Genomic DNA, 25,585 nt, shown 5'->3' with positions numbered 1-25,585 from the left:
CGGGTCGGTCGTGGTGGTACGGCGGCCGGCGGGCCGCCCGGCGCGCCGGGGTTTGTCCCGGCGCGACCGGTACGGTTCACCCGGCCTCCCGCGCGGAGCCCGGTCCGGCCCCGCGCGCAGCGGTCAGGTCAGGGGACCAGGATCGCGCGTCCGCGGACCCGGCCGGCGTCGAGATCGTCCAGGGCGTCCTGGAAACGTTCGAGCGGGTACGCGGTCGTGTGCAGCCGGACCCGTCCCTGGGCGGCGAGCACCATCAGCTCGCACAGGTCGGTGTAGGAGCCGACGAGATTGCCGATGAAGTTGATCTCGGTGGAGATGATGTCGATGGTCGGCACGTCGATGTTCTCGCCGTACCCGACCACGTGGTAGTCGCCCGCGCGGCGCAGCATCCGCACACCGTCCCGGGTCGCTCCGCCCTCACCCACGAAGTCGATCACCACCTCGGCCCCCTGGCCGCCGGTCAGCTCGAGCACCCGCGGCACCTGCTCGCCCGCGGCGACGACGCCGTGGTCGGCGCCCAGGGAGACGGCCAGCTCCACCGCGTCGGGGTTGCGGTCGACCACGATGATCTCGGCGGCGGTGACGGCCCGCAGCGCCTGCACACCGATGTGCCCGAGCCCGCCGGCGCCGATGATCACGCAGCGGTCCCCCGGCCGCAGCTTCCGGGCGGCCTTGGCCACCGCGTGGTACGCGGTCAGCCCCGCGTCGGCCAGCGCGGCGACATCGGCCGGCTCCAGGGAGTCGTCGATGCGCACCACGCTGCGGGCGGAGGTCTTGAGGTACTCGGCGTAGCCGCCGGCGGTGTCGATGCCGGGGAAGAGGCTCTGCTCACAGTGGACGTCGTCCCCGGACCGGCACGCCCGGCACAGCCCACAGGTGATCAGCGGGTGGACGATGACCTTGTCGCCCTCGGCGACGTTGGTGACGGCGCTGCCGACCGCGTGCACCCAGCCGGCGTTCTCGTGCCCGATCGTGTAGGGCAGGGTCACACCGGATTTCTCGGCCCACTGCCCTTCGAGGATGTGGAGGTCGGTGCGGCACACCCCCGCCCCGCCGATCTTGACGATGACGTCGTACGGACCGGTGACCGAGGGCTCCGGCACCTCGGCCATCTCGAGGTTCTGGCCGTACCCCACGACCTGGACTGCTTTCACGAGACGTGCTCCTTCAGGGGGGTGGTGACGCATGCGGGACCGGTGGGATCCACCGCCCGCGGGGACTGGTCGGCAGCGGACTCCGGATAGCGGGTCCGCAGCAGACCGCGGCAGAAGTGCGCGTTGCCGTCCATCGAGATGCGGACCGAGCGGGCGAAGCGCAGGCGCAGCGGGACCTCGTCCGGCGGGAAGCGCCGTCCGTGCTCGTCCACCAGGACGGGGTCGGACGGCGCCACACCGAGGCCGAGCGCCTCGCGCCGGCGCAGCAGCGCGTGGGTCGCCGTCCCCCCGGGGAGGTCGCCGATCACCACCTCATGCAGCCGCTCCACGGTGCGGGCGGGGTCCTGCCGCAGCAGCGAGGTGAGGACCCGCTCCATCGCCGCGGCATGGGCCTTGCGGCGGAAGATCAGCCGCAGCTCGTCCAGACTCTCCTCGGCCTCCGCGCCGAACGTGCCCCGGTAGTCGGCGTCGGCGGCCAGTCCACGGTTGATCATCTCCGAGTCGTGGTGGTCGTCGAGCAGCACCGTGACGGCCTCGACGCCGGGCAGGGCCGCCAGGGCGTCCTTGGCGTCGGAGGCCATGAGGTAGGCGAAGTTCGGGGAGCAGAAAGAGGTCGGCAGCCGCAGATGGACCGTCAGCCGGCGGCCGGAGTGGACCTCCAGGGACCGGACGAAGCCGAGGTCGGTGATCGGTTCGTCCAACTCGGGGTCGTGGACGGCGTCGAGCGCCTTCCTGGCCCGCCGCTCGAGCGCCTTCCCGGTCTCGCGCGCCAGTGGACCGGCGGACATCTCACACCCCCGCCGGCTGGGCCACGGTGTACTCGGCGGGCACCTCGATGCCGTACATCGCCGCCGCGTTCAGCCCGAGGATCTTCTTCTTCTGCGCCACGGTGATCGGCGGGTACTCGCCCCGCATGTCCTCCGGGATCTGGAAGTCGACGAACGACTCGACCAGCCACTTGGGCGTCCACAGCGCATAGTCACTGGAGAACTGAATACGGTTCTCGTCCAGCCAGTAGAGCAGCTCGCCGATGATCTGCGCGAAATACCGCGGACGGGTGTGGATGAAAGGTATCGCGACCGCCAGACCCGCGTGCACGTTCGGCTCCTGGGTGGCGATCCAGCAGAAGTCCTCGAGCCGCGGCAGCCCGCAGTGCTCGACGACGAAATTCAGGTCCGGGAATTGTGTGGCGACCTTGTCCACGTCGGCCACGTCGAACGCGTCCCGGTCCAGCGGCCGGATCGTCGGGCCCTTGTGGATGTGGATGTTCCTGATCCCCATCTCCTGGGCCGCCTCCAGGTACCGGTAGGACCACGGATCGTCCAGTTTGTACCCGCGCGAGTCGCCGTGCCATTCGGCCGTGTAGAGCTTGGCCCCCTTGAGCTGGAACCGCTCGGCGTCACGCCGGAGCTGGTCCAGCCCCGCCTGTTCGAAGCGGGGGTCCCAGTAGTGGTTGTAGGTCAGCTTGCCGGGGTGCCGCTGGGTGAGCGCGAAGGCTTCCTCGGTCTGCCCGAAGCCGTTGCGGTAGAACGCGCCCAGCCGCGCGGGCTGGAAAATGGCGTGGTCGACGTACCCGTCGGTGAAGAGGTCCTTCATCAGCCGCTCGCCACCGTAGTAGAGGTACTCCTCGTACGACCACTTCTCCGATTCCGGGCTGAGATTCCGGTGGTAGTCGTAGAAGCAGTCGATGAACTGCTTGCCGTGAATGTTGATCTGGTTCTCGGGGCGCGCGTCCCACAATGCGACATGCGCGTCCACGATGAAGTAGTTCTCGCCGTCCTTGCTGTACATGCCGGCCTCCGTCCCGGTGACGACCGTGTTTCGGAAAGCGACGTTAGGCATACCGGTGTTCACCGGGGAGCCGTCGGCTGTCTCACTTTGAGACAACCGGCCGGGAGCACTTTCCGGCCCCGGCAGTAGCCTGACCGCAGGTTGACGCACGGGCTTGGAGGTCGCGGTGGACCCTCACTGCAGCACGGCACCCCTCACCCCGTACGGGGCGGCGGACGGCGAAGCGGCTGTCCTGGCGCCCCGCCTGCGCGCGTCATGGCAGCGCAGCCGGCGGTACGGAGTGACGCCGGAGGAGATGCAGCCGGTGTTCACGGGGGCGGTGGACACCGAATCGCTGCTGTACGAATGCGGCCACGAGGTGCTCCAGGGGCTGCGGACGACACTGGCCGACGAGCCGGTCAGCATGATGATCACCAGCAGCGACGGCCTGGTGCTGTGCCGACTGTGCGACGACGCCTCCATCAACCGGTCGCTCGACCGGGTCAATCTGGCACCCGGCTTCTACTTCGCGGAGAGCAACGCCGGCACCAACGGGCTCGGGCTCGCCCTGGCCGACCGGGCGCCGTCGCTGGTGCGGGCCGATGAGCACTACTGCACGAGCCTGCGCGGATACACCTGCGCCGCGGTGCCGGTCCTGGACCCGATGACCGGTGAGCTGGCCGGCAGCGTCAACCTCACCACCTGGTCCGACTCCTCCTCGGCGCTGCTGCTGGCCCTCGCGCAGGCCGCGGCCGGCCACACCGAGGCCCTCATGCTGGCCCGCGGGAGCGGCAGGAGGGCCCGGCCGGCCCCGCGCGGCGAGGTGTTCCAGGTGTACCCGGGGCGTGCCCGGGACGGCGGCGGGACACCGCTGCTGTCCCCGCGCTGGACCGACGCGGTCGCGGAGGCGCGTGCGGCGATGACCCGGGGGCAGCTCCTCGCCGTGGTCGGTGAGCCGGGCGCGGGCAAGGCGGCCCTCGCCTCGATCGCCCGGCGGGAGATCAAGCCACGCGAACGCCTGCTGTGCGCCCGTCCGCCCGCCGGCGCCGACATCGACTTCTGGCTCACGCTCTGGGCCCCCGAACTGGCCAAGGACGACACCTGTGTCATCACCGCGGGAGTGGACAGGCTCCCGGCGTGGGTGGCCGAGGAGTTGGCGCGGCTGCTCACCGCCGCTCCCCGCACGGCCCCGGAGCCGGGCCGGCGGGCCCTGCAGCCGTCCGTCATCACGGCCGAGGACTACGCGAGCATCCCCGAGCCCCTGCGCGTCCTGGTCGGCGCCGTGGTGGAGGCCCCCGCCCTGCGGTGGCGCCCCGACGACATCCTGCCGCTCGCCCACCACTTCGCGCGCCGGCACCGCGGCCGCCCGGTCACCTTCTCCACGGCGGCGGCCCGCGCCCTGGCCGACCACCACTGGCCGGAGAACGTCAAGCAGCTGCAACGCGTGGTGCGGGACGCGGTATCGCGTACGGATGTGGTGGATCTCCGACATTTGCCCGGCGAGATCTTCACGAGCACGGGCCGGCGGCTGAGCCGCATCGAAGCCCTCGAACGCGAGGAGATCGTGCGCTGTCTGAGCGAGCCGGGGACGACCATGGCGGGGGCGGCGGACAAACTCGGCATGAGCCGCGCGACCATCTACCGCAAGATGGCGCGGTACGACATCAAGATGCCCGGCCGCACACCACGCGCCCGCCCGTGACACGCGCCCGCCCGTGACACGTGCCCGCCCGTGACACGTGCCCGCCCGTGATACGCGTTCGCCCGTGACATGTGCCCGCCCGTGATACGCGCCCACCCGTGACACGGCGCCGGACGCCGCGCGGGGCCGCCGCCCGGACCTGCCCGGCGGTGGCCCTCCGGATGCCCGGGCGCTCCGCCGCAACGCGGTTGTCCGCCGTCCGGCACCGCACTACGGTGCCGATGTGGACCTCTTCTCACGCTCCTGGGCCGCGTTGCGCGCGGCGGTCGCCGAACTGCCCGACCAGGACTTCGAGCGGCCCTCCGGCTGCACCGGCTGGCTCGTGCGGGACCTGGTGAGTCACCTGGTCATCGACGCGCAGGACGTGCTGATCACCCTCGCCACCCCCGCCGGGACGGAACCGACCGTCAACGCGGTGACCTACTGGAGGGTCCAGGACCGGCCGCCGACCGGCGAGGACCCGCTGGACGCGCTGACCGTCCGGCTGGCCGCCGCGTACCAGGAGCCGGGCCTGCTCACGTTCCACCTGGACGACGTGGGCTCGGCCGCCGGACGCGCCGCCGAACTGGCCGACCCCGGCGCCCGGGTGAGCACCCGTGGCGAGGTCCTCACCGTGGCCGACTACCTCACCGCGTACGTGCTGGAGTGGACGCTGCACCACCTCGACCTGATCGCGCACCTCCCGGGCGCGGCGGAACCGCCCCCGGAGGGCCTGGCCCGCTCCCGCGCGATGCTGGAAGAGATCGCCGGTGCCGCGTTCCCCACGTCGTTCAGCGACAAGGACGCGCTGATGGTCGGCACCGGCCGCCGGGCGCCGACCGACGCGGAGCGGGCCGAACTCGGCGGGCCGGCCGGGAAACTGCCGCTCTTCCTCGGCTGACGCTCACCAGAAGGGGTCACGGCGACGCGTCGGTGCGGACCCGCGTGAGCGCGGCGACCACCTCCCGCGGGTCGTCCGCGTGGAACCGGAGCGTACGGGCGAAGCCCCGCGCACCGAGCGGACGCACGCACTCCACCGGTTCCGTCAGCTCCACCGTCACCGTGGTCTGACTGCCCACCGCCAGATCGAGCACCCCGTCCGCGCCCAGCCGCACCAGCCGCCCGTCGGGGTAGCGCCGATCGACCCGGGCGGCGGCGATGGCGGCGGCCGGAACCCGCAGGTCGAACAGTGCGCCGTAGCGCAGGCGCAGCGAGCCGTCCGCTCCCACGACATGGGGCCGGACCACACAGGCCGCGTGCAGGCCGAGGACCAGCACCACGCCGTACACGTCCACCACCAGCAGGACGGCGTGGACGGCCGGCCACGGGATCACCACGGCCAGCGCGACCGTTTCGACGACCGAGACGAAGAGCAGCGCGTACATGATGGCCGTCTGGGGTCCGGTGTAGGCGACGGCCAGCGCGCCCTCGGGGATCCGGTGGCGGCGGCGCAGCACCCACAGCCCGAGGCTGTGCAGGGTGCGGACCTCGTGCGCGAGCAGCCGGCGCACGGCCACCGGGACCGGGGTGCGCAGCGCGTCTCGCGCGGCGTCCCGCCGGTCCGCCCCGGCCCGCCGCCGGGCGGCGTACAGCCGCCACAGGACCACGGCCTCCAGCGCGAGTACGGCCGCCACCAGCGCCTCGGCCGTCACCAGGACCGCTCCGGGGATCCGTACGCCTGCCACCGCACACCCCAGGAGGGCCGCCTCGGCGGGCAGCGCCGCCCACACCGCGGCCCGCGCGGTCCGCACGCTCATGACGGCCTCCCGTCCATCCGGGCGGCCAGCCGTTCCATCATTCCGCGCACCACGTCGGCCTGGGCGGGGGAGTAGTCGGCGAGCAGGGCCTGTCCGAAGCCCGGCACCGCCGGGCCGCCGTCCCAGACGGCCTCCAGCACCTCGTCCGGTACGAGGGCGGCCAGGTCGTCGGCCAGCGCCGCGATCCGCGGATCGTCCGCCGGCGCCCCGTCCAGTTCGTCCAGCCGCTCGTACAGCGAGGGCACGGCCGGGTCGTCGGCCAGTGGCCGCAGCGCCGTGTACAGCGCCTCCCCGCCGATCGCCCCCTCCAGCAGGATGAGGTGTTCGCGGTCCTTGGCGGCGGCCGGTGACGTGGCGGCGGGCGCGGCCTTCCAGAGCTCGACGAGCGCGGGGGAGAGCGGCGCGTCGGGTGTCAGCGGGCCGTCCAGCAGCGCCGCCAGTACCGTGCGGCGGCGCTGGATCTCGTGTTCCTGGCGCGCGAGGTCGGCGTCCAACTCGCCGAGCACCTCGGCCAGTTCGCGCCCCGCGTCGTCCGCGAGGACGTCACGCACCTCATCCAGGCTCAGCCCCAGCTCGGTCAGCCGGCGGATCCGGGCCAGGGCGACCGCGTCCCGGATGCCGTAGGAGCGGTATCCGTTGGCCCGCCGCACGGGCTCGGGCAGGAGACCGATGTGGTGGTAGTGCCGCACGGCCCGGGAGGTGACTCCGACGAGCGCGGCGATCTCTCCGATGCGCATGGTGGAAGTAGAAACCCTGACGCCGCGGCAAGGTCAAGTCCGGCCGGCGCCCGCCCTCCCGGAAAGCCGGGCCGCGCCGGGCCGCCCCTTCCACCGCCGGCCGGTGGCGTTCGCGGAGGAACGGGACGGGTGCGCACACGCCCCCGGCCGGCGGCCCGGCTCCAGGCGCGTACACCGAGCCGGGAGCCCGCACTGCCGACCGGGAGCCCGTGCTGCCGACCGGGCGGGCGCGGGCGGCACCGGGCGGGCGTGGGCCGCACCGGGCGGGCGCGGGCCGCGCTGGTGGTACGGGCCGCGCTGGTGGTACGGGCCTGCCGCGGACGTCGGCCCGCGGGGCGTGTTTCGGCGTCCAGCTGCGGGCCCGGGACCACCACGTCGGACCCTGGGGCGTCTTCTTCTGCCTGGCGGCCGGTCACCGCCCTCGCCGTGGACCTCCTCCGGCTCACGGACCGGGTCAGCGGGCCGGGTCAGTGGGCCGGGTCAGCGGGCCGCCGCGACGGGTGCGCCCTTCTTCCGGGCGCGGTACGCGGCTGCCTTGATCTTGTTTCCGCAGGACTTCATGCCGCACCACTGCCGGCGCATGCCATCCGCCGTGGCCCATCCGCGCGGTCCGCCCCGGCTCATCCGAGGTCCGTCCCGGCCCCTCGCGCGGTCCACCCGGCCCATCCACGGTCCGCCCGGCGCTGCGGCGGCCCATCCCGGTCCGCCCCGGCCCGTCCCGCGGTCCGTTCCGGCGTGGCGGCGGACGCGCTCTCGCGCTGCCGCCACGCCGTACGGTCACCGCAGCCGGATCTCCCGGCCCTGCCAGCGCCTCCGCAGCCAGCGGTCATGACTGGCCAGGACGATCGCGCCGGGACCGGTGCCCAAGGCGGCCTCCAGCTCGTCGCACAGCCGGGGGGACAGGTGGTTCGTGGGCTCGTCGAGCAGCAACAGCTGCGGCGGGCGCGCCACCAGCAGCGCCAGCGCGAGCCGGCGGCGCTGGCCGACCGACAGCTGCCCGACCGGCTTGTCCAGGTCCGCCTCGTGCACCAGGCCCAGCGAGCCCAGCGGGACGGCCTCCGCCCGCTCGGCGCCGAGGGAGAGCCGGTAGGTGTCACGGACGGTACGGCCGGGCCGGTCGAACACGGTGTCCTGGGCCAGCAGTCCCACGGTCAGCCCGCGCCGTCGCCGTACCGCGCCCTCCGCCGGGAGCCGCCCGGCGAGCACCGCCAGCAGGGTCGACTTCCCCGTCCCGTTTCCCCCCGTGACCAGCAGGCGCTCCGTGGCCGACACCTCGAGGCGGTCGATGGTGAGCCGGCCCGGCACGCGCACCTCGCGCAGCGAGACGAGGGTGCCGTCCGCCGCCTGCTCGGCGAGCGCGGTGCGCCGGAAACGCAGCGGCTGCGGCGGTTCGCCGACCTGGTCGCGCTCCCGTTCCGCCAGTCTGCGGGTGGCGTTGCGCACCCGCCGCGAGATCTGGCTCTGTACCCGGCCGGCCCGGTGGCCGTAGCCCATCTTCTCGTTGTCCCGCCGCTCGCGGTCCGGGGCGAGGCGGTGCGCGGTCACCCCGGCCGAGCGGCGCAGCGCCGCCAGTTCCTCCTGCTCCTCGGCGTAACGCCGCTCCCAGCGCTCCCGCTCCGCGGACTTCTCGGCCAGGTAGGCGCTGTAGTTGCCGCCGTACCGGACCGGGCCGTCCACGGCCGGGTCGAGGTCGATCAGATCCGTGCAGACGGCGTCGAGGAAGGCCCGGTCGTGGCTGGCCACCACCACCGCTCCGGGCAGACCGCGCACCTGGTCCTCCAGGAAGGCGGCGGCGCTGTCGTCGAGGTGGTTGGTCGGCTCGTCCAGCAGCAGGGCGGAAGGCCGCCGGACCAGCAGCGCGGCCAGCGCCAGGCGGCCGCGCTGCCCGCCGGAGAGCGATCCGAGCGGCCGGTCGTGCCCGACCGCGCCGAGGCCCAGTCCGTCGAGCACGATCGCGGCACGGCGGTCGGCGTCCCACGCCTCGCGCCGCTGGGCGCCGTCCAGCCGCCTGCCGTACGCGTCGAGCAGTGCGGCGTAGCCGGGGGAGTCGTGCGGGGTGCGGGCCAGTTGCTCGGTGAGGCGCTGGAGCTCCGCGAGGTCGTCGCGTGCCTCGCGCAGGGCGTCGGCCAGCACATCGGCCACCGTCGAGGCGGCGTCGAACGGCATCTCCTGGTGCAGGAAGCCCAGGTCGGCCGGGCGGGTGACGCTCCCGGAGTCGGGTTCGTCCGCGCCGGCGAGCAGCCGCAGCAGGGTCGACTTGCCGGCGCCGTTCTCCCCGATCAGCCCGATGCGGTGGCCGGGGGAGGCGGTGAGGGAGAGACCGTCGATGACCCGCCGGGTGCCGAGGGTACGGACGATGTCGTGGGCGAGCAGGGCTGGTCGAGGCATGGGTGATCCGTCCAATCCGTCCGATCCGTCCAACGTGATCGTTTTCTTGGTCCGCCGGGCGACACGCCTCGGACGCGGACCTGTTCGACACGTCAGCGGCTCACACCTCCGGGGCCCCCGTCTCCGTCAGCTCCCCGTCGGCCAGCCGCAGCCACCGGTCCACACCGATCCGGGTGAGGAACCGTTCGTCGTGGCTGACCACCACGAACGCCCCCTGGTAGGAGCCCAGGGCGCTCTCCAGCCCGGCCGTACCGACCAGATCGAGGTTGTTCGTCGGCTCGTCCAGGAGCAGCAGCTGCGGGGCCGGCTCAGCGCACAGGACACAGGCCAGGGTGGCGCGCAGCCGCTCGCCGCCGGACAGCGCCCCGACCGGGAGATGGGCGCGGTAACCCCGGAAGAGGAAGCGTGCGAGCAGGTTCATCCGCTCCGCCTCCGCCCTGTGCGGGGCGAACGCGGCGAAGTTCTCGGCCACGGTGCGGTCGAGGGCCAGCAGGTCCAGCCGCTGCGAGAGGTAGGCGATCCGCCCGTCGGCCCGCCTGGTCCGCCCGCCGTCCTGGGCGAGTTCGCCACCCACCAGGCGCAGCAGTGTGGTCTTGCCCGCGCCGTTGGGACCGGTCAGCGCGATGCGTTCGGGGCCGCGGATCGTCAGGTCCACGCCCTCTCCGGCGAACAGGGGCCGTTCGCCGTGGCGGACCTGCATCCGCTCGCCGAGGAAGACGGTGCGCCCGGCCGGCACCTTGGTGTCCGGCAGATCCAGTGTGATGTGCTGCTCGTCGCGCAGGGCGCGCTCCGCCTCGTCCAGCCGGGCCCTGGCCGCGCCGACCCGGGCGGCGTGCGTCTGGCCCGCCCGGCCGGCGGACTCCTGGGCGCCGCGTTTCATGTTCCCGGCGAAGATGCGCGGCAGGCCCGCGTTCTTGAGGTTGCGGGCGGCGTTGCTCGCGCGCCGCTCGGCGCGTTCCCGCGCCTGCTGCATCTCCCGCTTCTCCCGCCGCAGCTCCTGCTCGGCGTTGCGCACGTTCTTCTCGGCGGCCTCCCGCTCGGCGCGCACGGCCTCCTCGTACTCGGTGAAGGTGCCTCCGTAGAAGCGCACCTCGCCGCGGTCGAGTTCGGCGATGCGGTCCATGCGGTCCAGCAGCGCGCGGTCGTGGCTGACCAGCAGCAGGCAGCCGTTCCAGTCCGTCAGCACGTCGTAGAGCTTGTGGCGGGCGTCGAGGTCGAGGTTGTTGGTCGGTTCGTCGAGCAGCAGCACATCGGGCCGCTTCAGCAGCTGGGCCGCCAGGCCGAGCGAGACGATCTGGCCGCCGCTGAGCGTGCTCAGGCTCCGGTCGAGGGCGAGGTGGGCCAGGCCCAGCCGGTCCAGCTGGGCGCGGGTGCGTTCCTCGATGTCCCAGTCGTCGCCGATGGTCGTGAAGTGTTCCTCGCTCACGTCCCCGGACTCGACGGCGTCCAGGGCCCGGATGACCTCGGCGACGCCCAGCACCTCGGCCACGGTGAGATCACCGGTCAGCGGAAGGGTCTGCGGCAGATGGCCGAGTGTGCCGGTCACGGACACCGACCCGGTGGTGGGCCGCAGTTCACCGGCGATCAGCTTGAGCAGGGTGCTCTTGCCGGACCCGTTGGGCGCGACGAGACCGGTGCGTCCGCTGCCGACGGTGAAGGACAGGTCGTCGAAGACCGGTGTGTCGTCCGGCCAGGAGAAGGACAGGTTCGAGCAGATGACGGAGGCGTCGGACATGGAAGAGACCTCGAAATGAGACGCGGGCGCGCGCACAGTGCCGCCCGGGACATGGGAAAGGAGGGAACGACCGAACGGCCACGACGGCGATGCTCCTGAGCACCGGCCGGTGGCCTGTCAGATCCGGGTATCACCCGGAGATGTCGTCGTCACCCACCATGTCTGGTCTCCTCGTCGGACAGCGAAGGTGCGAACACTCTAGCGCACGCCGGTGCCGCGCGACGCGGTCCGGGGCGCCGCCGCCGTCGTGCACCACAGGTGGGCCCTCGCCGCCCGTCAGCCCGATCGGTGCCACGTACCTCGTCGAGGAGACCGAACCCCCGGTGACCACCTGTCAGGCGCGGCGGTCGCCGGGGCCCACCGGCCGGAGGGCGGCGTCCGGCCGTTCCGTACGCTGTGCCCATGACATCGGGTGCCCGTGAGAGAGTCCCTCCGCGAGAGCGGCTGCTGAACACCGCGGCACGGTTGTCCCGCGCGAACGGCGGCCACACCGCCGGAGCGGACCAGCTGCTCACCGGGGCGGGGGCCGCCAGGGCCACCGTCCACCGCCACTTCCCCGGCAAGGACGGTATGGTCGCCGCCCATCCGCGGGAGCGGGACGCGGCCGGTGCGGGCCACCCCGGTCCCGGTCGCGTGGCGCGGGCGCCCGGCCGGGCCGCGCGACGGGGTGGCCGTGAGCGCGTGTCCCGCCGGCCGGACACCGGGGAGACGCCGCGGCGGGCCGCGGCGAACCTGGTGGACACGGGAACGGCCCGGCGGGGAAACCGCGCGGGTGGGGGAGGGGATGAGCCGGTGGGGGTGTCACATGGAGGTGGCGATGACCGAGGGTGAGCTCTGGTACCAGGATGCGACCGCGTTGGCCGCGTTGATCGGCGGGCGGCAGGTGTCCGCGACGGAGGTGATGCGGGCACACCTGGACCGCATCGAGGCGGTCAACCCGAAGGTCAACGCCGTGGTGACGGTCCTGGCCGAACAGGGGCTCGCCGCGGCGCGCGCCGCGGACGAGGCCGTGGCCGCCGGTGAGGCGGTGGGGCCGCTGCACGGTGTGCCGTTCACCGTGAAGGACGCGCTGGACGTGGCGGGAGCGGTGACCACGCGCGGTTCGGTGTTGTTCCGGGACCGCGTCGCCGCCGCCGACGCGACCGCGGTGGCGCGGTTGCGGGCGGCCGGCGGGATCCCGCTGGCCAAGACCAACCTGCCGGAGTTCTCCTACTGGACCGAGACCGACAACCCGCTGGTCGGAAGGGCGCGCAACCCCTGGGACGGTGAGCGCACGCCGGGCGGCTCCAGCGGTGGCGAGTCGGCGGCGATCGCCGCCGGGATGTCACCGCTGGGGCTGGGCAGCGACGTGGCCATCTCGGTGCGCGGCCCGGCCCATGACACGGGCATCGTCGCCCTGAAGGCCACCCGGGGGCGGGTGCCGATCACCGGGCACTGGCCCGAGGTCCCCCGCCGCTACTGGCACGTGGGCCCGATGGCCCGCAGCGTGCGGGACATCGCGGCCGCGTTGCGGATCCTCGCCGGCCCCGACGGTGCCGACGGGTACGTACGGCACTCGCCGCCGTCGCCGCCGGACGCGGCCGACGCGCGGAGCCTGGCCGGGCTGCGGGTGGGCTGGGCGGGCGATCCCGCGTTCGGCCCGGTGGACCGCGAGGTGATGGCCACCGTCGAGGCCGCCGCGGACGGCTTGCGGGAGCTGGGCTGCACGGTCGAACCCGCCCCGCCCGCCGGGCTGGAGGCGATCGACGCGACCGCGTTGAGCGCGGTGCTGTACGCCGCCGAGGTGGGGCCGTACTTCCGGCGGGTGACCGCCGGCCGCGCATCCGAAGTGCACCCGGTCATCCAGCGGACGATCGCCGCGCCGGAGGTGGCCCCGGCCGACTACATCGCCGCACAGCAGGAGGTCGAGGCGCTCAGCTCCCTGTTCGCCGGGTACTTCGAGCGCTACGACGCGCTGCTGTGCCCGGTGTGCCCGATCCCCGCCCCGCCGCACGCCCGGCCGGCGTTCCAGGTGGGGGACACGACCGTACCGGCGCGCGGCATCATGCGTGCGACCGTGCCGTTCAACCTCACCGGTCTGCCGGCGCTGTCGTTGCCGTTCGGGGCCACCACCGGCAATCTGCCGATCGGTGTTCAGCTCGTCTCCCGCTGGTACGACGAGGCGACCATCCTGCGCCTGGGCGCCGCCCTGGAGGCGGTCAGCCCGGTCCGGCACCGCCGCCCCGACCTCGGCTGACGGCGCGGCCCGTGGGCGGCGCGGGCTCAGCCGTCACCGGGCGGTGTGCCGGTCTCCGCCGCCTGGCGGGGGAACCGGCCCGGCGACGTGCACATCGCCCGGCGACGGTGCACATCACCGGCCCCCGCCGGGTGCGCCGCTGAGCTCGTCACCCGTCAGAGCGGTGATGGGTTTCCTGGAGGCCGGGTGCCGTCCAATCACGTACATGAACACATATGAACGTAAATGCGTACATTGGGTGCCATTGCGGTAGTAAATTTGTACGCTTTATGTCATGAGCGCGCGGTTGGCTTTGCTCGCCTCGGTGGATCCGGGCGTCCCGGAGAGCGAAGTCTTCCGGCTGGCCCTGCACCACGCCGCCGCGGAACTCGGCGCCCTGGGCGGAACCGTCCACCTGCGCGGCCCCATGTCCGCGCTGCGGCTGGTGTCGTCGGCCGGTCTCCCCTCCGGCATCACCGGCTCCTTGGAGATCATCGACCAGGACGGGCCGCTGGCCGCGGCCCGCGCCCTGCGCGGCGGCAGAGGCGTGTGGGTGCCACCGAAGTCCACCGAACCGGACGGGGCCACCGGTGCCGGCGGCCCCGCCGCGGCCCGGTGGCTGCCGGTCGGCCGGGTCGCCGTGCCCTTCTTCAGCGGGGAGCGCGGCATCGGCGTGCTCACCCTGTTCGTGGTGGACGCGGACCAACCCGGCCCGGACGCCTGGGAGTTCCTGCGGTCCGTGATCGCCTGGGTCGAGGAGCGCCTGAGCCAGGCGCCGCCGCCCACGCGGCAGGCACGGGAGGAGCGCGGCGGCGACCGTCTGCGGCACGCGCTCAAGGCGGTCCGGGTCGGCTCATGGGACTGGAACATCCAGACCGGCGACGTGATCTTCGACGAGGCCGCCATGGAGCTCTACGGCATCAGAACCGAGGAGTTCACCGGCAAGATCGAGAGCTGGATGAGGACCGTCCACCCCGATGATCTGCCTCCCACGCTCGGGGCGGCGCAGCGGGCGATCAGGGACCACGGGGTGTACGAGGCCGAGTACCGGGTGCGCAAACTGGACGGAAGCTGGGGCTGGACCCGGGCCCGCGGCCGGGCGACGTACGACGACCGCGGCGAACCGGTCCGCATGGTCGGCATGGGATGGGACAGCAACGAGTCCCGTTCGGCCCGCGACGCCCTCAGCCGGGCGCTGCGGTACATGAGCGACGCCTTCCTGGCCGTGGACGACGCATGGAAGATCATCTTCGCCAATCTCGAAGCCGAGCGGACGCTGGGTTTCTCCGAGGAGGAGCTGTTCGGACGGGTGCTGTGGGACCTGCCCGCCGTACGGCAGGTCCCCGACCTGGAGCAGCGTTGCCGGCAGGCCGCGGCCGAGGACGAGTCCACCGGCTTCGACGTAACGATGCCGGACAGCGGGCGCCGCTACCACGTACGGCTGGTCCCGGGGCCCGACGGCCGTACCCTCTACCTCACCGATGTCACCGAGCAGCGGCGGCACCAGGAGGAGCGCCGGGCGGCCGAGCACGCCGCGGCCGAGCGCGCGGCCCGGATCGCGGAGCTCACCGCGGGCCTCGCCAAGGCGATGACCTCGCGGGAGGTGGTGAACGGGGTCGCCGCCCGGGTGCTGCCGCCGTTCGGCGCCGGGGGTCTGCTGGTGCAGGTCATCGAGGACGACCGGCTGCACGCCGTGGGCTCGGTCGGCTACTCCGACGACTTCATCGCCCTGGTCGACGGCCGCCCGCGGTCGGAGCGCGACCCGGCCTGGGAAGTGATCCGCACCGGTGTGCCGCTCTTCCTGTCCTCCGCCGCGGAGTACGCCACCCGCTACCCCGATCTGGCCGACCTGCCGGGACGGGCCGGCAAGTACGCCTGGGCGTTCGTGCCGCTGACCGCCTCCGGGCACACGTTCGGGGTGTGCGTGGTCGCCTTCGACGAACCACGCCGGCTCGACGACGAGGAGCGCACCCTGCTGACCGCGATCTGCGCCCTCGTCGCCCAGGCCCTGGAACGGGCCCGGCTCTTCGACGCCGAACACACCCGGTCGCGCGAACTGCAGCGCAGCCTGCTGCCACAGGCCCTGCCCCAGCTGGCCGTGTGCGGCTCCGCCGCCCGCTACCTCCCCGCCGGGCAGGGCACGGACGTGGGCGGGGACTGGTACGACATCATCCCGCTCTCCGGCGGCCAGGTGGCGCTCGTCGTCGGCGACGTCATGGGCCACGGCCTCCCCGAGGCGACCACGATGGGCCGGCTGCGCACCGCGCTGCACACCCTGGCCGATCTCGAACTGCCCCCCGACGAGATCATGAGCAACCTCAACGACATCGTCTCCGACATGGCCGAGGACTCGTACGTGACCTGCCTGTACGCGCTCTACGACGCCACCGCCCGGACCTGCTGCCTGGTCTGCGCCGGGCACCCGCCACCGGCCGTGGTGTGTCCCGACGGGCGGGTGTACTTCCCCGAGCTGGAGATCAACCCGCCGCTGGGCGCCGCCGAGCCGCCCTTCGAGACATCCGAGGTGGCGGTGGACGAGGGCACCCTCCTGGTGCTCTACACCGATGGCCTGGTCGAATCGGGCAGCCGTGAGATCGACGTCGGCATGGCCGACCTCGCCCGGCTCCTGCGCGCCGCATACGGGGGCGTCGGTGCCGACGACGGCGATCTGGAGCGCCTCTGCGACATCCTCACGGCCGGACTGCTCCCGGCCGTGGAACCGATGACCGACGACGCGGCACTCCTCGTGGCCCGGCCGCACGCCCTGCCGGACGAGAAGGTGGCGTCCTGGCCGCTTTCCGACACCCCGCAGGCGGCGGGGCAGGCTCGCCGGTGCGTGCGCGAACAGCTGTCCGCCTGGGGCCTGGACGAACTGACGCCGACCACCGAGCTGCTGGCCAGCGAGCTGGTGGGAAACGTGGTACGCCACGCCAAGGGCCCGGTGCGGCTGCGGCTGCTGCACACCGCCGGACTGGTCTGCGAGGTCTTCGACGGCAGCCTGACCATGCCCCGCATCCGCCGCGCCACGGAGACCGACGAAGGCGGCCGGGGGCTGCAACTCGTCACCGCCCTGTCCCACCGCTGGGGCACCCGCTACACACCGATGGGGAAGTGCATCTGGACCGAGCAGGCGCCGCTGGGTCCGGACCGGCGGACGACCGACCCCTCGGAGTTCATGGTCCCGGCCGTGGAGGACCTCGACCTGTGAGCCGGTGGCCGGCCACGTGCGGGTGCGCACACGTCCCGGCGGCGGTGGCCGCTTCCCGGCGGCCGGGCGCCCCGCTCACGAGCCGGAGCGCAGCGCCCGCGACATGCCCAGGGCCGCGGTCCGCACCGCCGGTGCCGGCTGGGCGGGCCGGAACCGGCCGCGGGGCACCGCCACCGAGACCGCCGCCACCGCCACCGGGTCGTCGAAGACCGGGGCCGCGATGCAGCTCACCCCGCCGCCGCCTCTTCCTCCTCATAGGCCAGACCCGCGACCTGGGCCTGTTCGATGGCGGTGCGCAGCCGCTCCGGGTCGGTGACCGAATGCGGGGTGAGACGGGGCAGCGGTGCCGCCAGAACCTCCTCGGTCAGCTCGGCGCCGGAGAACGCCAGGAGCGCCTTGCCGACGCCGGTGCAGGTCAACGGCAGCCGGCCGCCGATACGGGACGGCAGGGCCCGCCGTGCTCCGGCCGGGCCCGTCGTGCTCCGGCCCGGTCCCCGCCGGGCGCCCGCCGTGTTGGTCCGGCACCGCTGACGACGGGATTTCACGCGGGCGCAATGATTCTTTCCTCATCCGCCTGCTAGACATGGTGAGATGAGCACCCCACCGCTGTACCGCAGGCTGTACGTGGATCTGGCGCGCGTCGACGCGTCCAGGTGTCGACGCTCCTGACGTCGTCTTCGCCCGCTCCGCGCAAGGCGATCCCACGCGCGTGGCCCCGCCACACCCCGACCGCGCGACGGCTCCCCCGGGGACGTCGCGCCCCGAGGCGAGCGCGGCTTCCTCGGGCGGCCGGAAGGCGGGCGGCGGTCCGTTTCGGCCGCGCCGCCGGGCACCTCACTTCCGCGCGCACGCCGGGAACAGACCGCGGTGCCCCGCTGTTGTGGGCTACGACGAGATGGCGGTACTGCGCGACGGGGAGGTGCGGCACATGCGACGGCTGCCGTGCCCCCGCGCCCTGAACCCCCGCCGCCGTATCCGTCTCCACTCCCGGCCGCACATCGATCTGCGGCGTGTGGCCGGCGCGCTCTGTCGCCCCTGATCCTCCTTCTGCCCCTGGCCGGGGCAGTTCCCCCCCCATCCCGCCGGCCCGCCGCCGTGCCCCGCGCGCCTCGCCGAGGGCCGGCCCTCCGCTACGGATCTCCAGGAAGGCACCCACTCGTGTCCTCAGCTCCCTCCTCACCGCTGCACCTCGCCGTGGCCCTCGACGGCACCGGCTGGCACCCCGCCTCCTGGCGTGAGCCGGTGGCCCGCCCCCGGGACCTGTTCACCGCCGGATACTGGGCCGATCTGGTCGTGGAGGCCGAGCGCGGCCTGCTCGACTTCGTGACCTTCGAGGACGGCCTGGGCCTGCAGTCCTCCCACTTCGGCGACCTCGACGGCCGCACCGACCAGGTCCGCGGCCGTCTGGACGCCGTGCTGACCGCCTCCCGCGTGGCACCCCTCACCCGGCACATCGGTCTCGTACCGACCGTGGTGGCCACTCACACGGAGCCGTTCCACATCTCCAAGGCGATCGCCACCCTCGACTATGTGAGCACCGGGCGGGCCGGGCTGCGCGTGCGGATCACCCCCCGGGCGCACGAGGCCGCGCACTTCGGCCGCCGCACCTTCCCCCCGTTCAGCCTGGCCCAGCTCCGGTCGCCGGCCGGACAGGAGCTGATCACCGGCCTCTTCGACGAGGCCGCCGACTACGTGGAGGTCGTGCGCAGGCTCTGGGACAGCTGGGAGGACGACGCGGAGATCCGGGACGCCGCCACCGGCCGTTTCATCGACCGCGACAAGCTGCACTACATCGACTTCGAGGGCGCGTACTTCAGTGTGAAGGGCCCGTCCATCACGCCCCGCCCGCCGCAGGGCCAGCCGCTGGTCAGCGCCCTTGCCCACGACACCCTGCCGTACCGGCTGGTGGCCCGTCAGGCCGACATCGGCTACGTCACCCCGCACGACGCCGGCCAGGCCCGGGCGATCGTCGCGGAGATCCGCGCCGAGCAGGAGGCGGCCGGCCGCGCCGCGGAGCCGCTGCACATCTTCGGCGACCTGGTGATCTTCCTCGACGACGACCCCGCGGCCGCCGCGTCCCGCCGTGCCCGCCTCGACGACCTCGCCGGCGAACCGTACCTCGGCGACGCCCGCGTCTTCACCGGATCGCCCGTCCAACTCGCTGATCTGCTCCAGGAGTTGCAGTCCGCCGGCCTCACCGGCTTCCGGCTGCGCCCCGCCGTCCACGGCCACGACCTCCCGGCCATCACCAGCGGATTGGTGCCCGAACTCCAGCGCCGCGGCGCCTTCCGCCGCGCCTACGAGGCCGACACCCTGCGCGGACTGCTGGGCCTGGCCCGCCCCGCGAACCGCTACGCCGCCACCACCGCCGCCACCACCGCCACCGCCACCGCCACCGCCACCGCCTGAGCCGGAAGGACCGCAGCCCCATGAGCAAGCCGCTGAAGCAGATCCATCTGGCCGCCCACTTCCCGGGAGTCAACAACACCACCGTGTGGAGCGACCCCGCGGCCGGCAGCCATATCGAGTTCAGCTCCTTCGCCCACTTCGCGCGGACCGCCGAACGCGCCAAGTTCGACTTCCTGTTCCTCGCCGAGGGGCTCAGGCTGCGCGAACAGGGCGGGAAGATCTACGACCTGGACGTGGTCGGCCGCCCCGACACCTTCACGGTCCTCGCCGCGCTCGCGGCCGTCACCGAACACCTCGGCCTCACCGGCACGATCAACTCCACCTTCAACGAGCCGTACGAGGTGGCCCGGCAGTTCGCCAGCCTGGACCACCTCTCCGGCGGCCGCTCCGCGTGGAACGTCGTGACCTCCTGGGACGCCTTCACCGGTGAGAACTTCCGGCGCGGCGGCTTCCTGCCGCAGGAGGAGCGCTACTCCCGCGCGAAGGAGTTCCTGGCCACCGCCAACGAACTCTTCGACTCCTGGCGCGGCGACGAGATCCTCGCCGACCAGGCCACCGGCACCTTCCTGCGCGATGCGAAGGCCGGCTCGTTCACGCACACCGGCCGGCACTTCGACATTCACGGTCAGTTCAACGTGCCCCGCTCGCCGCAGGGCCGCCCGGTGATCTTCCAGGCCGGCGACTCCGACGAGGGCCGCGAGTTCGCCGCGTCCAGCGCCGACGCGATCTTCAGCCGGTACGCCACGCTCGAAGGCGGCCGGGCGTTCTACCGGGACGTCAAGAACCGCCTCGCCACCTACGGCCGCGGCCACGACCAACTGAAGATCCTGCCCGCCGCCAGCTTCGTCCTCGGCGACACCGATGCCGAGGCCGAGGAACTGGCCAAGGAGGTGCGCCGCCAGCAGGTCAGCGGGGCCACGGCCATCAAGCACCTGGAGTTCGTCTGGAACCGGGACCTGTCGGCGTACGACCCGGACGGCCCCCTCCCCGACATCGACCCGGACCCCGGCGAGCACCACATCGCCCGCGGCCGGGCCCAGGTGCGCATGTACCACGACCCGCTGGCCACCGCTCGCGAGTGGCGGGAGCTGGCCGCCGCCAACAACTGGTCCATCCGCGACCTCGTCATCGAGACCGGCAACCGGCAGACCTTCATCGGCTCCCCGGCCACCGTCGCGAAGACCATCAACGACTTCGTACAGGCCGACGCGAGCGACGGCTTCATCCTCGTCCCGCACATCACCCCCGGCGGCCTCGACGTCTTCGCCGACAAGGTCGTGCCGCTGCTTCAGGAACGGGGCGTCTTCCGCACGGAGTACCAGGGCCCGACCCTGCGCGACCACCTCGGCCTCGCCCACCCGGACGACGCACGCGGTGAGCGGGTGGCGTCATGACGTCGCCGAAGCGCTCCGCCGGGGCCCTCCGCCGCCCCGGCCCGATCAGGCCGAGGGGGCTCGTAACACCACAGGAGACCCCTGTGTGATCGCCCGGGACCGCGCCCGTCCGGCGCGGTCGTCCGCCGTACCGCGCGGTGGAGCCGCCATCGCGTGCGGCTCCACCGCGGGCCTGTGTCAGCCCAGCCTGAGCAGGAGTTCGCAGAGCCCGTCCGGCATGGTGATCATGCAGTCGTGGCCGGTCGCCAATTCCCACACCTGCGCCGGGTCACCGTTGGGCTGTACCGCGGGAACGGGCCGCCGGGGAATGCCGTCGGGCTTGACGGTGCAGTGGATGTGCGTCCGCGGAATCGTCGTCACGGCCGGGTTGTCCAGCCGGACCGGCTGCTGGAGGCAGCGCACCGGCTGGTCCGAGAGCATCGTGCGCAGCCAGGCGACGTCCGCCGGGTCGGTGACCCCGAACAGGCCGAAGGGCGGCGGCATCTCGGGCAGCGGCGGAACCCGCCAGCCGCTGTCGGACTTCAGCGCGAGGTCGATCAGGGCCTGGGTTGCGGGCTGGGCGTCGACCGCGCTCTCGCCGTCCTCCGGGACCATCGCGTCGAGGTAGATCAGCCGGGCGATCCGGTCCGGGACCTGGTTGGCGACGGACGAGATGACCAGCCCGGCGTAGCTGTGGCCCACGAGTATCACGTCGGTGAGGTCTTCCCCGGTGATCAGCTCGACGATGTCGTCGACATGCGTGTCCAGCCCCACCTCGGGGCCGGCCAGATGCGTCGTGTCGCCGTAGCCGGTCAGCGACGGCGCGAACACCCGGTGGCCGGCCGCCGTCAGCAACGGCACCACCCGCTCCCAGCACTGTCCACTGTGCCAGGCACCGTGGACCAGCAGATATGTCGCCATGGTTGTCGCTCCTTGCTGTGGCGGTCCGCGTCGGGGCGCGGAAGGACGAGGACATATACGGACGGCGGCCCGCGCGCATCTGGCGCGGGCGGGGCCACCGATCACGCTGCCGCCCCGGGCCCCGGCCGTGCCAGAGTCCCCGCGTTCCTGGGGGTGACAGGACCAGGCACACGCGTGGCCGCGCAAATTACAGTGAGGGCATGGCCGACGAACCGAACCCGCTGGGCGATTACGTGCGCGCCCGCCGTGAGCTCGTCACCCCGGAACAGGCGGGCATCCCCGTACAGGGGCTGCGGCGCGTGCCGGGACTGCGCCGGGAGGAGGTCGCGATGCTCGCCGGCATCAGCGCCGACTACTACCTGCGCCTGGAACAGGGCCGCGACCGCAACCCCTCCGTGCAGGTCCTCGAGTCCCTCGCCCGTGTGCTGCGGCTGGACGACGACGCGACGGCACACCTGCTCCGCCTCGGCGCCGCCACCCCCCGACGGCAGCGGCGCCGGCCCCGGCAGGAGACCGTCCCTCCGGGCACCGCCAAGCTCATCGCCACGCTGCCGCTGCCCGCCTATGTCGAGGGCCGCTACCTCGACGTCCTGGCCGCCAACGACGTGGCCACCGCCCTGTCGCCGCGCCTGGTGGCGGGGGCCAACCGCCTGCGGGACGCGTTCCTCGACCCCGCCGAGCAGGCCCTCTACCCGGACTGGGAGAACGCCCTGGTGGACCTGGTCGCCGGCTTCCGCCAGTCCGTCGGCACCGAGACGGACGACCCCCGGTTCATCGAGCTGGTCGGCGAGCTGTCCCTGGCCAGCCCCCGGTTCAGCCGGCTGTGGGCCCGCCACGACGTTCAGCGCTGCGGAGGCGTACCCCTGCGCATCGACCACCCCCAGCTCGGTGGTCTGCGGCTGAACCGGGAGCGGCTGGGCATCGCCGGCACGGCGGCCCAGAAGCTCGTCATCTTCCACCCGGACCCCGGCACCGACAGCGCCGAGAAACTGGCACTCCTGGCCTCCGCCACGCGGGCACCGGCCGCGCCGCGGGAGACGACCGCCGACCACCGACGGCCGGGTGCGGACACCCGCCACGGTGCGTAGCCGCCGAGCGCCAGGCGGGTGTGCCGGGCGCCTTCCGCCCCCGTCCGGCGGCCGTTGACGAGGAGATACGCCGATCCGGGCAGGAACACCGGGCCCGGACGGTACGCCCCGATCAGTGGTGGGCGGGCAGGGTGATTCCGTAGGCCCGCATCTTGCGGTAGACCGTCGTGCGCGAGATGCCCAGCCGCTGGGCCGCGAGCAGTTTGTTGCCGTCGGCCTCCAGCAGCGCCGCGACCAGGGTGTCGCGCTCCGCGGTCTCCCAGCCGCTCAGCGAGCGGTGCCCGGCGGCGTGCAGGGACGGCGGCAGGTCGCGGGGCTCGACACGGTACGTGCGCCGCCCCGCGGCGGCCTTGCGCAGCACGGACTCCAACTGGCGGACATTGCCCGGCCAGTCCTGCCGGCGCAGCAGCGGCAGCACCTCGGGGGAGCACTCCGCTCCCGCGCCGACGCGCCGCAGCAGGGCGTCCACCAGCGCGGGCAGGTCGGCGAGGCGGTGCCGCAGCGGTGGCACGGTGACCGCCTCCGCGAAACACCGCAGCAACGTGTCCGCCCCCTCGGGAGCACCGCCCAGTGTCGCCACGGTCCAGGTGCCCCGCGCCGCCGCGGCGGACAGCGCCTGGGCGACGGCCGGGGCCCCCGCGGTGGTCACGGCGTCGAGATGGAGCAGCACCAGGGCGCGGCCGGGGCCGGCGGGCGCGGAGCGCAGCGCGTACGGCAGGCTGCCCGGGAGGGGCGCGTCATCCGGACCGGTGGCCCCGTCCGCGTTGTACAGCGGATTCGGAGCGGTGGCCCCGTCCGCGCCGTACGGCGGATTCGGACCGGTGGCCTCGTCCGCGCCGTACCGCGGATCCGCGGCGTCGATGACCACCGGCGCCCAGGCCGCCCCGGCGAACGCGTGGGCGGCACGGGCCAGCGCGGCCTTGCCCGTCCCGGCCTCGCCGTAGATGAGCAGCGGTACCCGCTCACGGGCGCAGCGCGCCGCCGTGCGGGCCACGGTGTTCCAGGCGGGGTCGGTCCCGGCCAGCCCCGGCAGCGGGCAGGGCCTGGTGTCCCTGCCGCGGGGGCCGCCGGGGGCGCGGCTTCCCGCCGTCCCGCGCGGCTCCTCCGCCGTGGGCGCGTCGTCGAAGGTCAGGTCCAGCAGATAGCCGGCCTTGCCGGCCGGACCGTCCACCCGGCGGCAGCGCACCAGCACCGACCGGCCACCCGTCAGCTGCACCCTCCGGCGGGTGCGTGGCGCGTGCCCCAGCTCGGCCGCGGCCTCGTGCAGCAGCCGGTGGTCGTCGCCGGTCAGCCGTTCCGCCGCGGCGGAGTTGGCGAGCAGCAGGTCCTGGCCGAGGCAGAGCACGGGCCGGCAGCCGTAGTGGGTCGCCTGCCGGAACGCTTCCAGCAGGGCGTGTTCACAGGTGGTGCCGGACTCGTACAGCATCCGCTCGACGTCGTCGGCGGCCTCCTGCACCAGGGCGGCCATCAGCGAGCCCGCAGGGCCGTTCCAGCAGGTCAGGTTGATGGCACCCTCGACCCGACCGCTGATCGGATTGCGGATCGGAGAGGCCGCGCAGGAGACCTTCTGCAAGCGCTCGTTGAAGTGCTCGGTGCCCAGCACCATGGAGGAGCGGCGCTCCTCCAGCGCCATCCCGATGCCGTTCGTGCCGACGAACTGCTCCGCGTAGCTGAAACCGGGCGCCAGCTTCACCCGGTCCAGATGGGCCGACAGCCGCAGCTCCCCGACGCGGCGGTCGCGCACCCACCCCTTCCGGTCGGTGACGATGACACAGACGTCGGAACCGGCCAGCGTCCGCTCCAGCCGGTCCAGCACGGGTGTCGCGGCCCGCATCAGGCGGCTTTCCCGGTCGTAGTCCGGCTGGTAGGGAACGGTCACTTCGTCGATGCCGATTCCCCAGTGTTTCGAGCGCTGCCAGGAGTCGCGGATCTTCTCGGGCACGACCGAGGCCGGTGGTTCCGCGCTCTGCAGGAACTTCAGGCGCGCCCGTGCGATGTTCCGTTCCCGCGCTGTGCTGTCCATGGGCGAGGTGTCTTCCGAGGGAGTGTTTCCGCCATATTACGAATGCCGGGCTCGAGCGCAAGATCTCGCGCGGGAACGGCGAGACCGCCGGTCGGGGCCGCCGTGGCGACGGCGGAGCGCCCGTGTTCCACATTGAAAAAGTCGACGGAGCCGGTCGCCGCCACGCTGATGGACGAGGCGGACCGCGGAGGGCACGCGGCCCGCTCCGCCTCAGCGGAAACGAGCGGAACAGACCGGAGGAGCACCCATGACTTCCCGTATCGCCATCGTCACCGGAGCGGCCCGCGGCATCGGACGGGGCATAGCGGAGCGGCTGGCGCAGGACGGCCTCGACGTGGCCGTCGCCGATCTGCCCGCCATGCGCGGAGAGCTGGACGAGGTGGTGGCCGCCATCGAGCAGCGGGGCCGCCGGGCCCTCGCCGTGGAGACGGACGTGACGAGCAAGGAGCAGACCGACGCGCTGGTGCGGGACGTGGCCGACCACTTCGGCAAGCTCGACGTCTTCGTCGCCAACGCCGGCATCGCCCGTGTCGCTCCTCTGCTGGACACCGAAGTGGAGGAGTTCGAGAAGGTCATGGCCGTGAACCTGCGCGGCGTCTTCCTCTCCTACCAGGCCGCCGCGCGCCAGATGATCGCCCAGGGCACGGGCGGCAAGATCATCGGTGCCGCCTCGATCGTCGCCTACCGCCCCTTCGCGCTGCTCGGCCCGTACTCCGCCTCCAAGTGGGGCGTACGCGGCCTCACCCAGGCCGCCGCCATGGAGTGGGCGAAGCACGGCATCACCGTCAACGCGTACTGCCCCGGCATCGTCGGGACCGCCATGTGGGACCTGATCGACGAGAAGCTGGCGGAGGCGGAGGGCCTGGCCAAGGGCCGTGCGATCAAGAAGCACGCGGAGGCGATCGCGCTCGGCCGGGTCGAGGAGCCCGCGGACGTCGCCGCCTTCGTCTCCTACCTGGCCTCGCCGGACTCCGACTACATGACCGGCCAGTCGGTGATGATCGACGGCGGCATCCAGTTCTCCTGATCCGATCTCCTGATCCGACGCGGAACGGCCTGGCCCACCGCCGTCCTCCCGCTCCGGCCGGGGAGGGCGGCGGCCGGGCGCGGCGGCGGACGTGCACGG

19 protein-coding genes and 2 pseudogenes are annotated in these 25,585 nt (G+C 73.3%); 10 read left to right on the top strand and 11 right to left on the bottom strand.

The window, feature by feature from the left end:
* Positions 1-128: 128 nt before the first annotated feature.
* From AXW62_RS12205 to AXW62_RS12195, 3 genes are read right to left on the bottom strand one after another with little or no spacing between them, the layout of a single operon-like run.
* A complete protein-coding gene (locus AXW62_RS12205) occupies positions 129-1,154 on the bottom strand; it encodes an NAD(P)-dependent alcohol dehydrogenase (protein WP_060944527.1) in 1,026 nt (341 codons plus the stop codon).
* Positions 1,151-1,942: a metal-sulfur cluster assembly factor gene (locus tag AXW62_RS12200; RefSeq protein ID WP_060944526.1), complete on the bottom strand. Its 792-nt coding sequence runs from the start codon at positions 1,940-1,942 to the stop codon at positions 1,151-1,153. Before AXW62_RS12200 ends, AXW62_RS12205 begins: the two co-directional genes overlap by 4 nt.
* 1 nt (position 1,943) lies before the next feature.
* A complete protein-coding gene (locus AXW62_RS12195; protein WP_060944525.1) occupies positions 1,944-2,945 on the bottom strand; it encodes an amidohydrolase family protein in 1,002 nt (333 codons plus the stop codon).
* A gap of 166 nt (positions 2,946-3,111) precedes the next feature.
* Here AXW62_RS12195 and AXW62_RS12190 point away from each other — a divergent pair, with 166 nt between their 5' ends.
* Together AXW62_RS12190 and AXW62_RS12185 are read left to right on the top strand one after the other, a co-directional pair.
* Entirely contained in the window at positions 3,112-4,626 is a 1,515-nt protein-coding gene (locus AXW62_RS12190) for an AAA-type ATPase lid domain-containing protein (RefSeq protein ID WP_244502876.1), read from the top strand.
* A 223-nt stretch (positions 4,627-4,849) separates the two neighbouring features.
* On the top strand, positions 4,850-5,506 hold the full coding sequence (locus AXW62_RS12185) for a maleylpyruvate isomerase N-terminal domain-containing protein (RefSeq protein ID WP_060944524.1): 657 nt from the start codon (positions 4,850-4,852) through the stop codon (positions 5,504-5,506).
* 16 nt (positions 5,507-5,522) lie between these two features.
* Here AXW62_RS12185 and AXW62_RS12180 read toward each other — a convergent pair whose 3' ends face one another.
* From AXW62_RS12180 to abc-f, 5 genes and pseudogenes are all read right to left on the bottom strand, one after another.
* Positions 5,523-6,362, bottom strand: a complete 840-nt coding sequence (locus AXW62_RS12180; protein WP_060944523.1) for a hypothetical protein — start codon at positions 6,360-6,362, stop codon at positions 5,523-5,525.
* Entirely contained in the window at positions 6,359-7,099 is a 741-nt protein-coding gene (locus tag AXW62_RS12175; protein WP_060944522.1) for a MerR family transcriptional regulator, read from the bottom strand. The genes AXW62_RS12180 and AXW62_RS12175 overlap by 4 nt, the downstream gene beginning before the upstream one ends.
* A 480-nt stretch (positions 7,100-7,579) precedes the next feature.
* Positions 7,580-7,684, bottom strand: a pseudogene (locus tag AXW62_RS40735) (CGNR zinc finger domain-containing protein); the annotation flags it as partial.
* A 192-nt stretch (positions 7,685-7,876) separates the two neighbouring features.
* Entirely contained in the window at positions 7,877-9,487 is a 1,611-nt protein-coding gene (locus AXW62_RS12170; RefSeq protein ID WP_060944521.1) for an ABC-F family ATP-binding cassette domain-containing protein, read from the bottom strand.
* Between the two features lie 100 nt (positions 9,488-9,587).
* Entirely contained in the window at positions 9,588-11,222 is a 1,635-nt protein-coding gene (abc-f, locus tag AXW62_RS12165) for a ribosomal protection-like ABC-F family protein (protein ID WP_060944520.1), read from the bottom strand.
* Between the two features lie 402 nt (positions 11,223-11,624).
* On the opposite strand from abc-f, the gene AXW62_RS47075 reads away from it, so the two are divergent.
* The 3 genes from AXW62_RS47075 to AXW62_RS12155 all read left to right on the top strand — a co-directional run bounded on the left by AXW62_RS47075 (position 11,625) and on the right by AXW62_RS12155 (position 16,645).
* Positions 11,625-12,053, top strand: coding sequence for a TetR/AcrR family transcriptional regulator (locus AXW62_RS47075; protein WP_079115578.1), 429 nt, complete (start codon positions 11,625-11,627; stop codon positions 12,051-12,053).
* A complete protein-coding gene (locus AXW62_RS12160) occupies positions 12,040-13,458 on the top strand; it encodes an amidase (RefSeq protein WP_060944540.1) in 1,419 nt (472 codons plus the stop codon). The genes AXW62_RS47075 and AXW62_RS12160 overlap by 14 nt, the downstream gene beginning before the upstream one ends.
* Positions 13,459-13,732: 274 nt before the next feature.
* On the top strand, positions 13,733-16,645 hold the full coding sequence (locus tag AXW62_RS12155) for a SpoIIE family protein phosphatase (RefSeq protein ID WP_060944519.1): 2,913 nt from the start codon (positions 13,733-13,735) through the stop codon (positions 16,643-16,645).
* Positions 16,646-16,720: 75 nt separating this feature from the next.
* Here AXW62_RS12155 and AXW62_RS12150 read toward each other — a convergent pair.
* Positions 16,721-17,097, bottom strand: a pseudogene (locus tag AXW62_RS12150) (IclR family transcriptional regulator domain-containing protein); the annotation flags it as partial.
* A 443-nt stretch (positions 17,098-17,540) separates the two neighbouring features.
* On the opposite strand from AXW62_RS12150, the gene AXW62_RS47070 reads away from it, so the two are divergent.
* From AXW62_RS47070 to AXW62_RS12140, 3 genes are all read left to right on the top strand, one after another.
* Entirely contained in the window at positions 17,541-17,684 is a 144-nt protein-coding gene (locus AXW62_RS47070) for a putative leader peptide (protein ID WP_338918906.1), read from the top strand.
* Between the two features lie 119 nt (positions 17,685-17,803).
* Entirely contained in the window at positions 17,804-19,054 is a 1,251-nt protein-coding gene (locus tag AXW62_RS12145) for an LLM class flavin-dependent oxidoreductase (RefSeq protein ID WP_060944518.1), read from the top strand.
* Between the two features lie 20 nt (positions 19,055-19,074).
* Entirely contained in the window at positions 19,075-20,448 is a 1,374-nt protein-coding gene (locus AXW62_RS12140; RefSeq protein ID WP_060944517.1) for an NtaA/DmoA family FMN-dependent monooxygenase, read from the top strand.
* A 177-nt stretch (positions 20,449-20,625) separates the two neighbouring features.
* On the opposite strand, the gene AXW62_RS12135 is transcribed toward AXW62_RS12140, so the two are convergent.
* Positions 20,626-21,348 carry an alpha/beta fold hydrolase gene (locus AXW62_RS12135; RefSeq protein ID WP_060944516.1) on the bottom strand — a complete coding sequence of 241 codons (723 nt, stop codon included), beginning with the start codon at positions 21,346-21,348 and terminating at the stop codon, positions 20,626-20,628.
* Positions 21,349-21,548: 200 nt separating this feature from the next.
* Here AXW62_RS12135 and AXW62_RS12130 point away from each other — a divergent pair, with 200 nt between their 5' ends.
* Positions 21,549-22,436 carry a helix-turn-helix domain-containing protein gene (locus AXW62_RS12130; protein WP_060944515.1) on the top strand — a complete coding sequence of 296 codons (888 nt, stop codon included), beginning with the start codon at positions 21,549-21,551 and terminating at the stop codon, positions 22,434-22,436.
* 112 nt (positions 22,437-22,548) lie between these two features.
* On the opposite strand, the gene AXW62_RS12125 is transcribed toward AXW62_RS12130, so the two are convergent.
* Positions 22,549-24,459 (bottom strand): sigma-54-dependent Fis family transcriptional regulator, encoded by a 1,911-nt coding sequence (locus AXW62_RS12125; protein WP_060944514.1) that lies wholly within the window; start codon positions 24,457-24,459, stop codon positions 22,549-22,551.
* 247 nt (positions 24,460-24,706) lie between these two features.
* On the opposite strand from AXW62_RS12125, the gene AXW62_RS12120 reads away from it, so the two are divergent.
* Positions 24,707-25,486, top strand: coding sequence for an acetoin reductase (locus AXW62_RS12120; RefSeq protein ID WP_060944513.1), 780 nt, complete (start codon positions 24,707-24,709; stop codon positions 25,484-25,486).
* Positions 25,487-25,585: the final 99 nt, after the last annotated feature.

Origin of the sequence: Streptomyces hygroscopicus subsp. hygroscopicus, from assembly GCF_001553455.1 — a bacterium.
Taxonomy (GTDB): Bacteria; Actinomycetota; Actinomycetes; order Streptomycetales; family Streptomycetaceae; genus Streptomyces; species Streptomyces hygroscopicus.
Note: the sequence above shows the minus strand (reverse complement) of the source record. Positions and strands in the feature narration are given on the sequence as shown.

Bases quoted from the DNA above. Each gene is read 5' to 3' on its own strand.
- AXW62_RS12200 (WP_060944526.1), bottom strand. From the start codon at position 1,942: ATGTCCGCCGGTCCACTGGCGCGCGAGACCGGGAAGGCGCTCGAGCGG.
- AXW62_RS12195 (WP_060944525.1), bottom strand. From the start codon at position 2,945: ATGTACAGCAAGGACGGCGAGAACTACTTCATCGTGGACGCGCATGTC.
- AXW62_RS12180 (WP_060944523.1), bottom strand. From the start codon at position 6,362: ATGAGCGTGCGGACCGCGCGGGCCGCGGTGTGGGCGGCGCTGCCCGCC.
- AXW62_RS12175 (WP_060944522.1), bottom strand. From the start codon at position 7,099: ATGCGCATCGGAGAGATCGCCGCGCTCGTCGGAGTCACCTCCCGGGCC.
- AXW62_RS12170 (WP_060944521.1), bottom strand. From the start codon at position 9,487: ATGCCTCGACCAGCCCTGCTCGCCCACGACATCGTCCGTACCCTCGGC.
- abc-f (WP_060944520.1), bottom strand. From the start codon at position 11,222: ATGTCCGACGCCTCCGTCATCTGCTCGAACCTGTCCTTCTCCTGGCCG.
- AXW62_RS47075 (WP_079115578.1), top strand. From the start codon at position 11,625: ATGACATCGGGTGCCCGTGAGAGAGTCCCTCCGCGAGAGCGGCTGCTG.
- AXW62_RS12160 (WP_060944540.1), top strand. From the start codon at position 12,040: ATGACCGAGGGTGAGCTCTGGTACCAGGATGCGACCGCGTTGGCCGCG.
- AXW62_RS12155 (WP_060944519.1), top strand. From the start codon at position 13,733: ATGAGCGCGCGGTTGGCTTTGCTCGCCTCGGTGGATCCGGGCGTCCCG.
- AXW62_RS47070 (WP_338918906.1), top strand. From the start codon at position 17,541: ATGGCGGTACTGCGCGACGGGGAGGTGCGGCACATGCGACGGCTGCCG.
- AXW62_RS12140 (WP_060944517.1), top strand. From the start codon at position 19,075: ATGAGCAAGCCGCTGAAGCAGATCCATCTGGCCGCCCACTTCCCGGGA.
- AXW62_RS12135 (WP_060944516.1), bottom strand. From the start codon at position 21,348: ATGGCGACATATCTGCTGGTCCACGGTGCCTGGCACAGTGGACAGTGC.
- AXW62_RS12130 (WP_060944515.1), top strand. From the start codon at position 21,549: ATGGCCGACGAACCGAACCCGCTGGGCGATTACGTGCGCGCCCGCCGT.
- AXW62_RS12125 (WP_060944514.1), bottom strand. From the start codon at position 24,459: ATGGACAGCACAGCGCGGGAACGGAACATCGCACGGGCGCGCCTGAAG.
- AXW62_RS12120 (WP_060944513.1), top strand. From the start codon at position 24,707: ATGACTTCCCGTATCGCCATCGTCACCGGAGCGGCCCGCGGCATCGGA.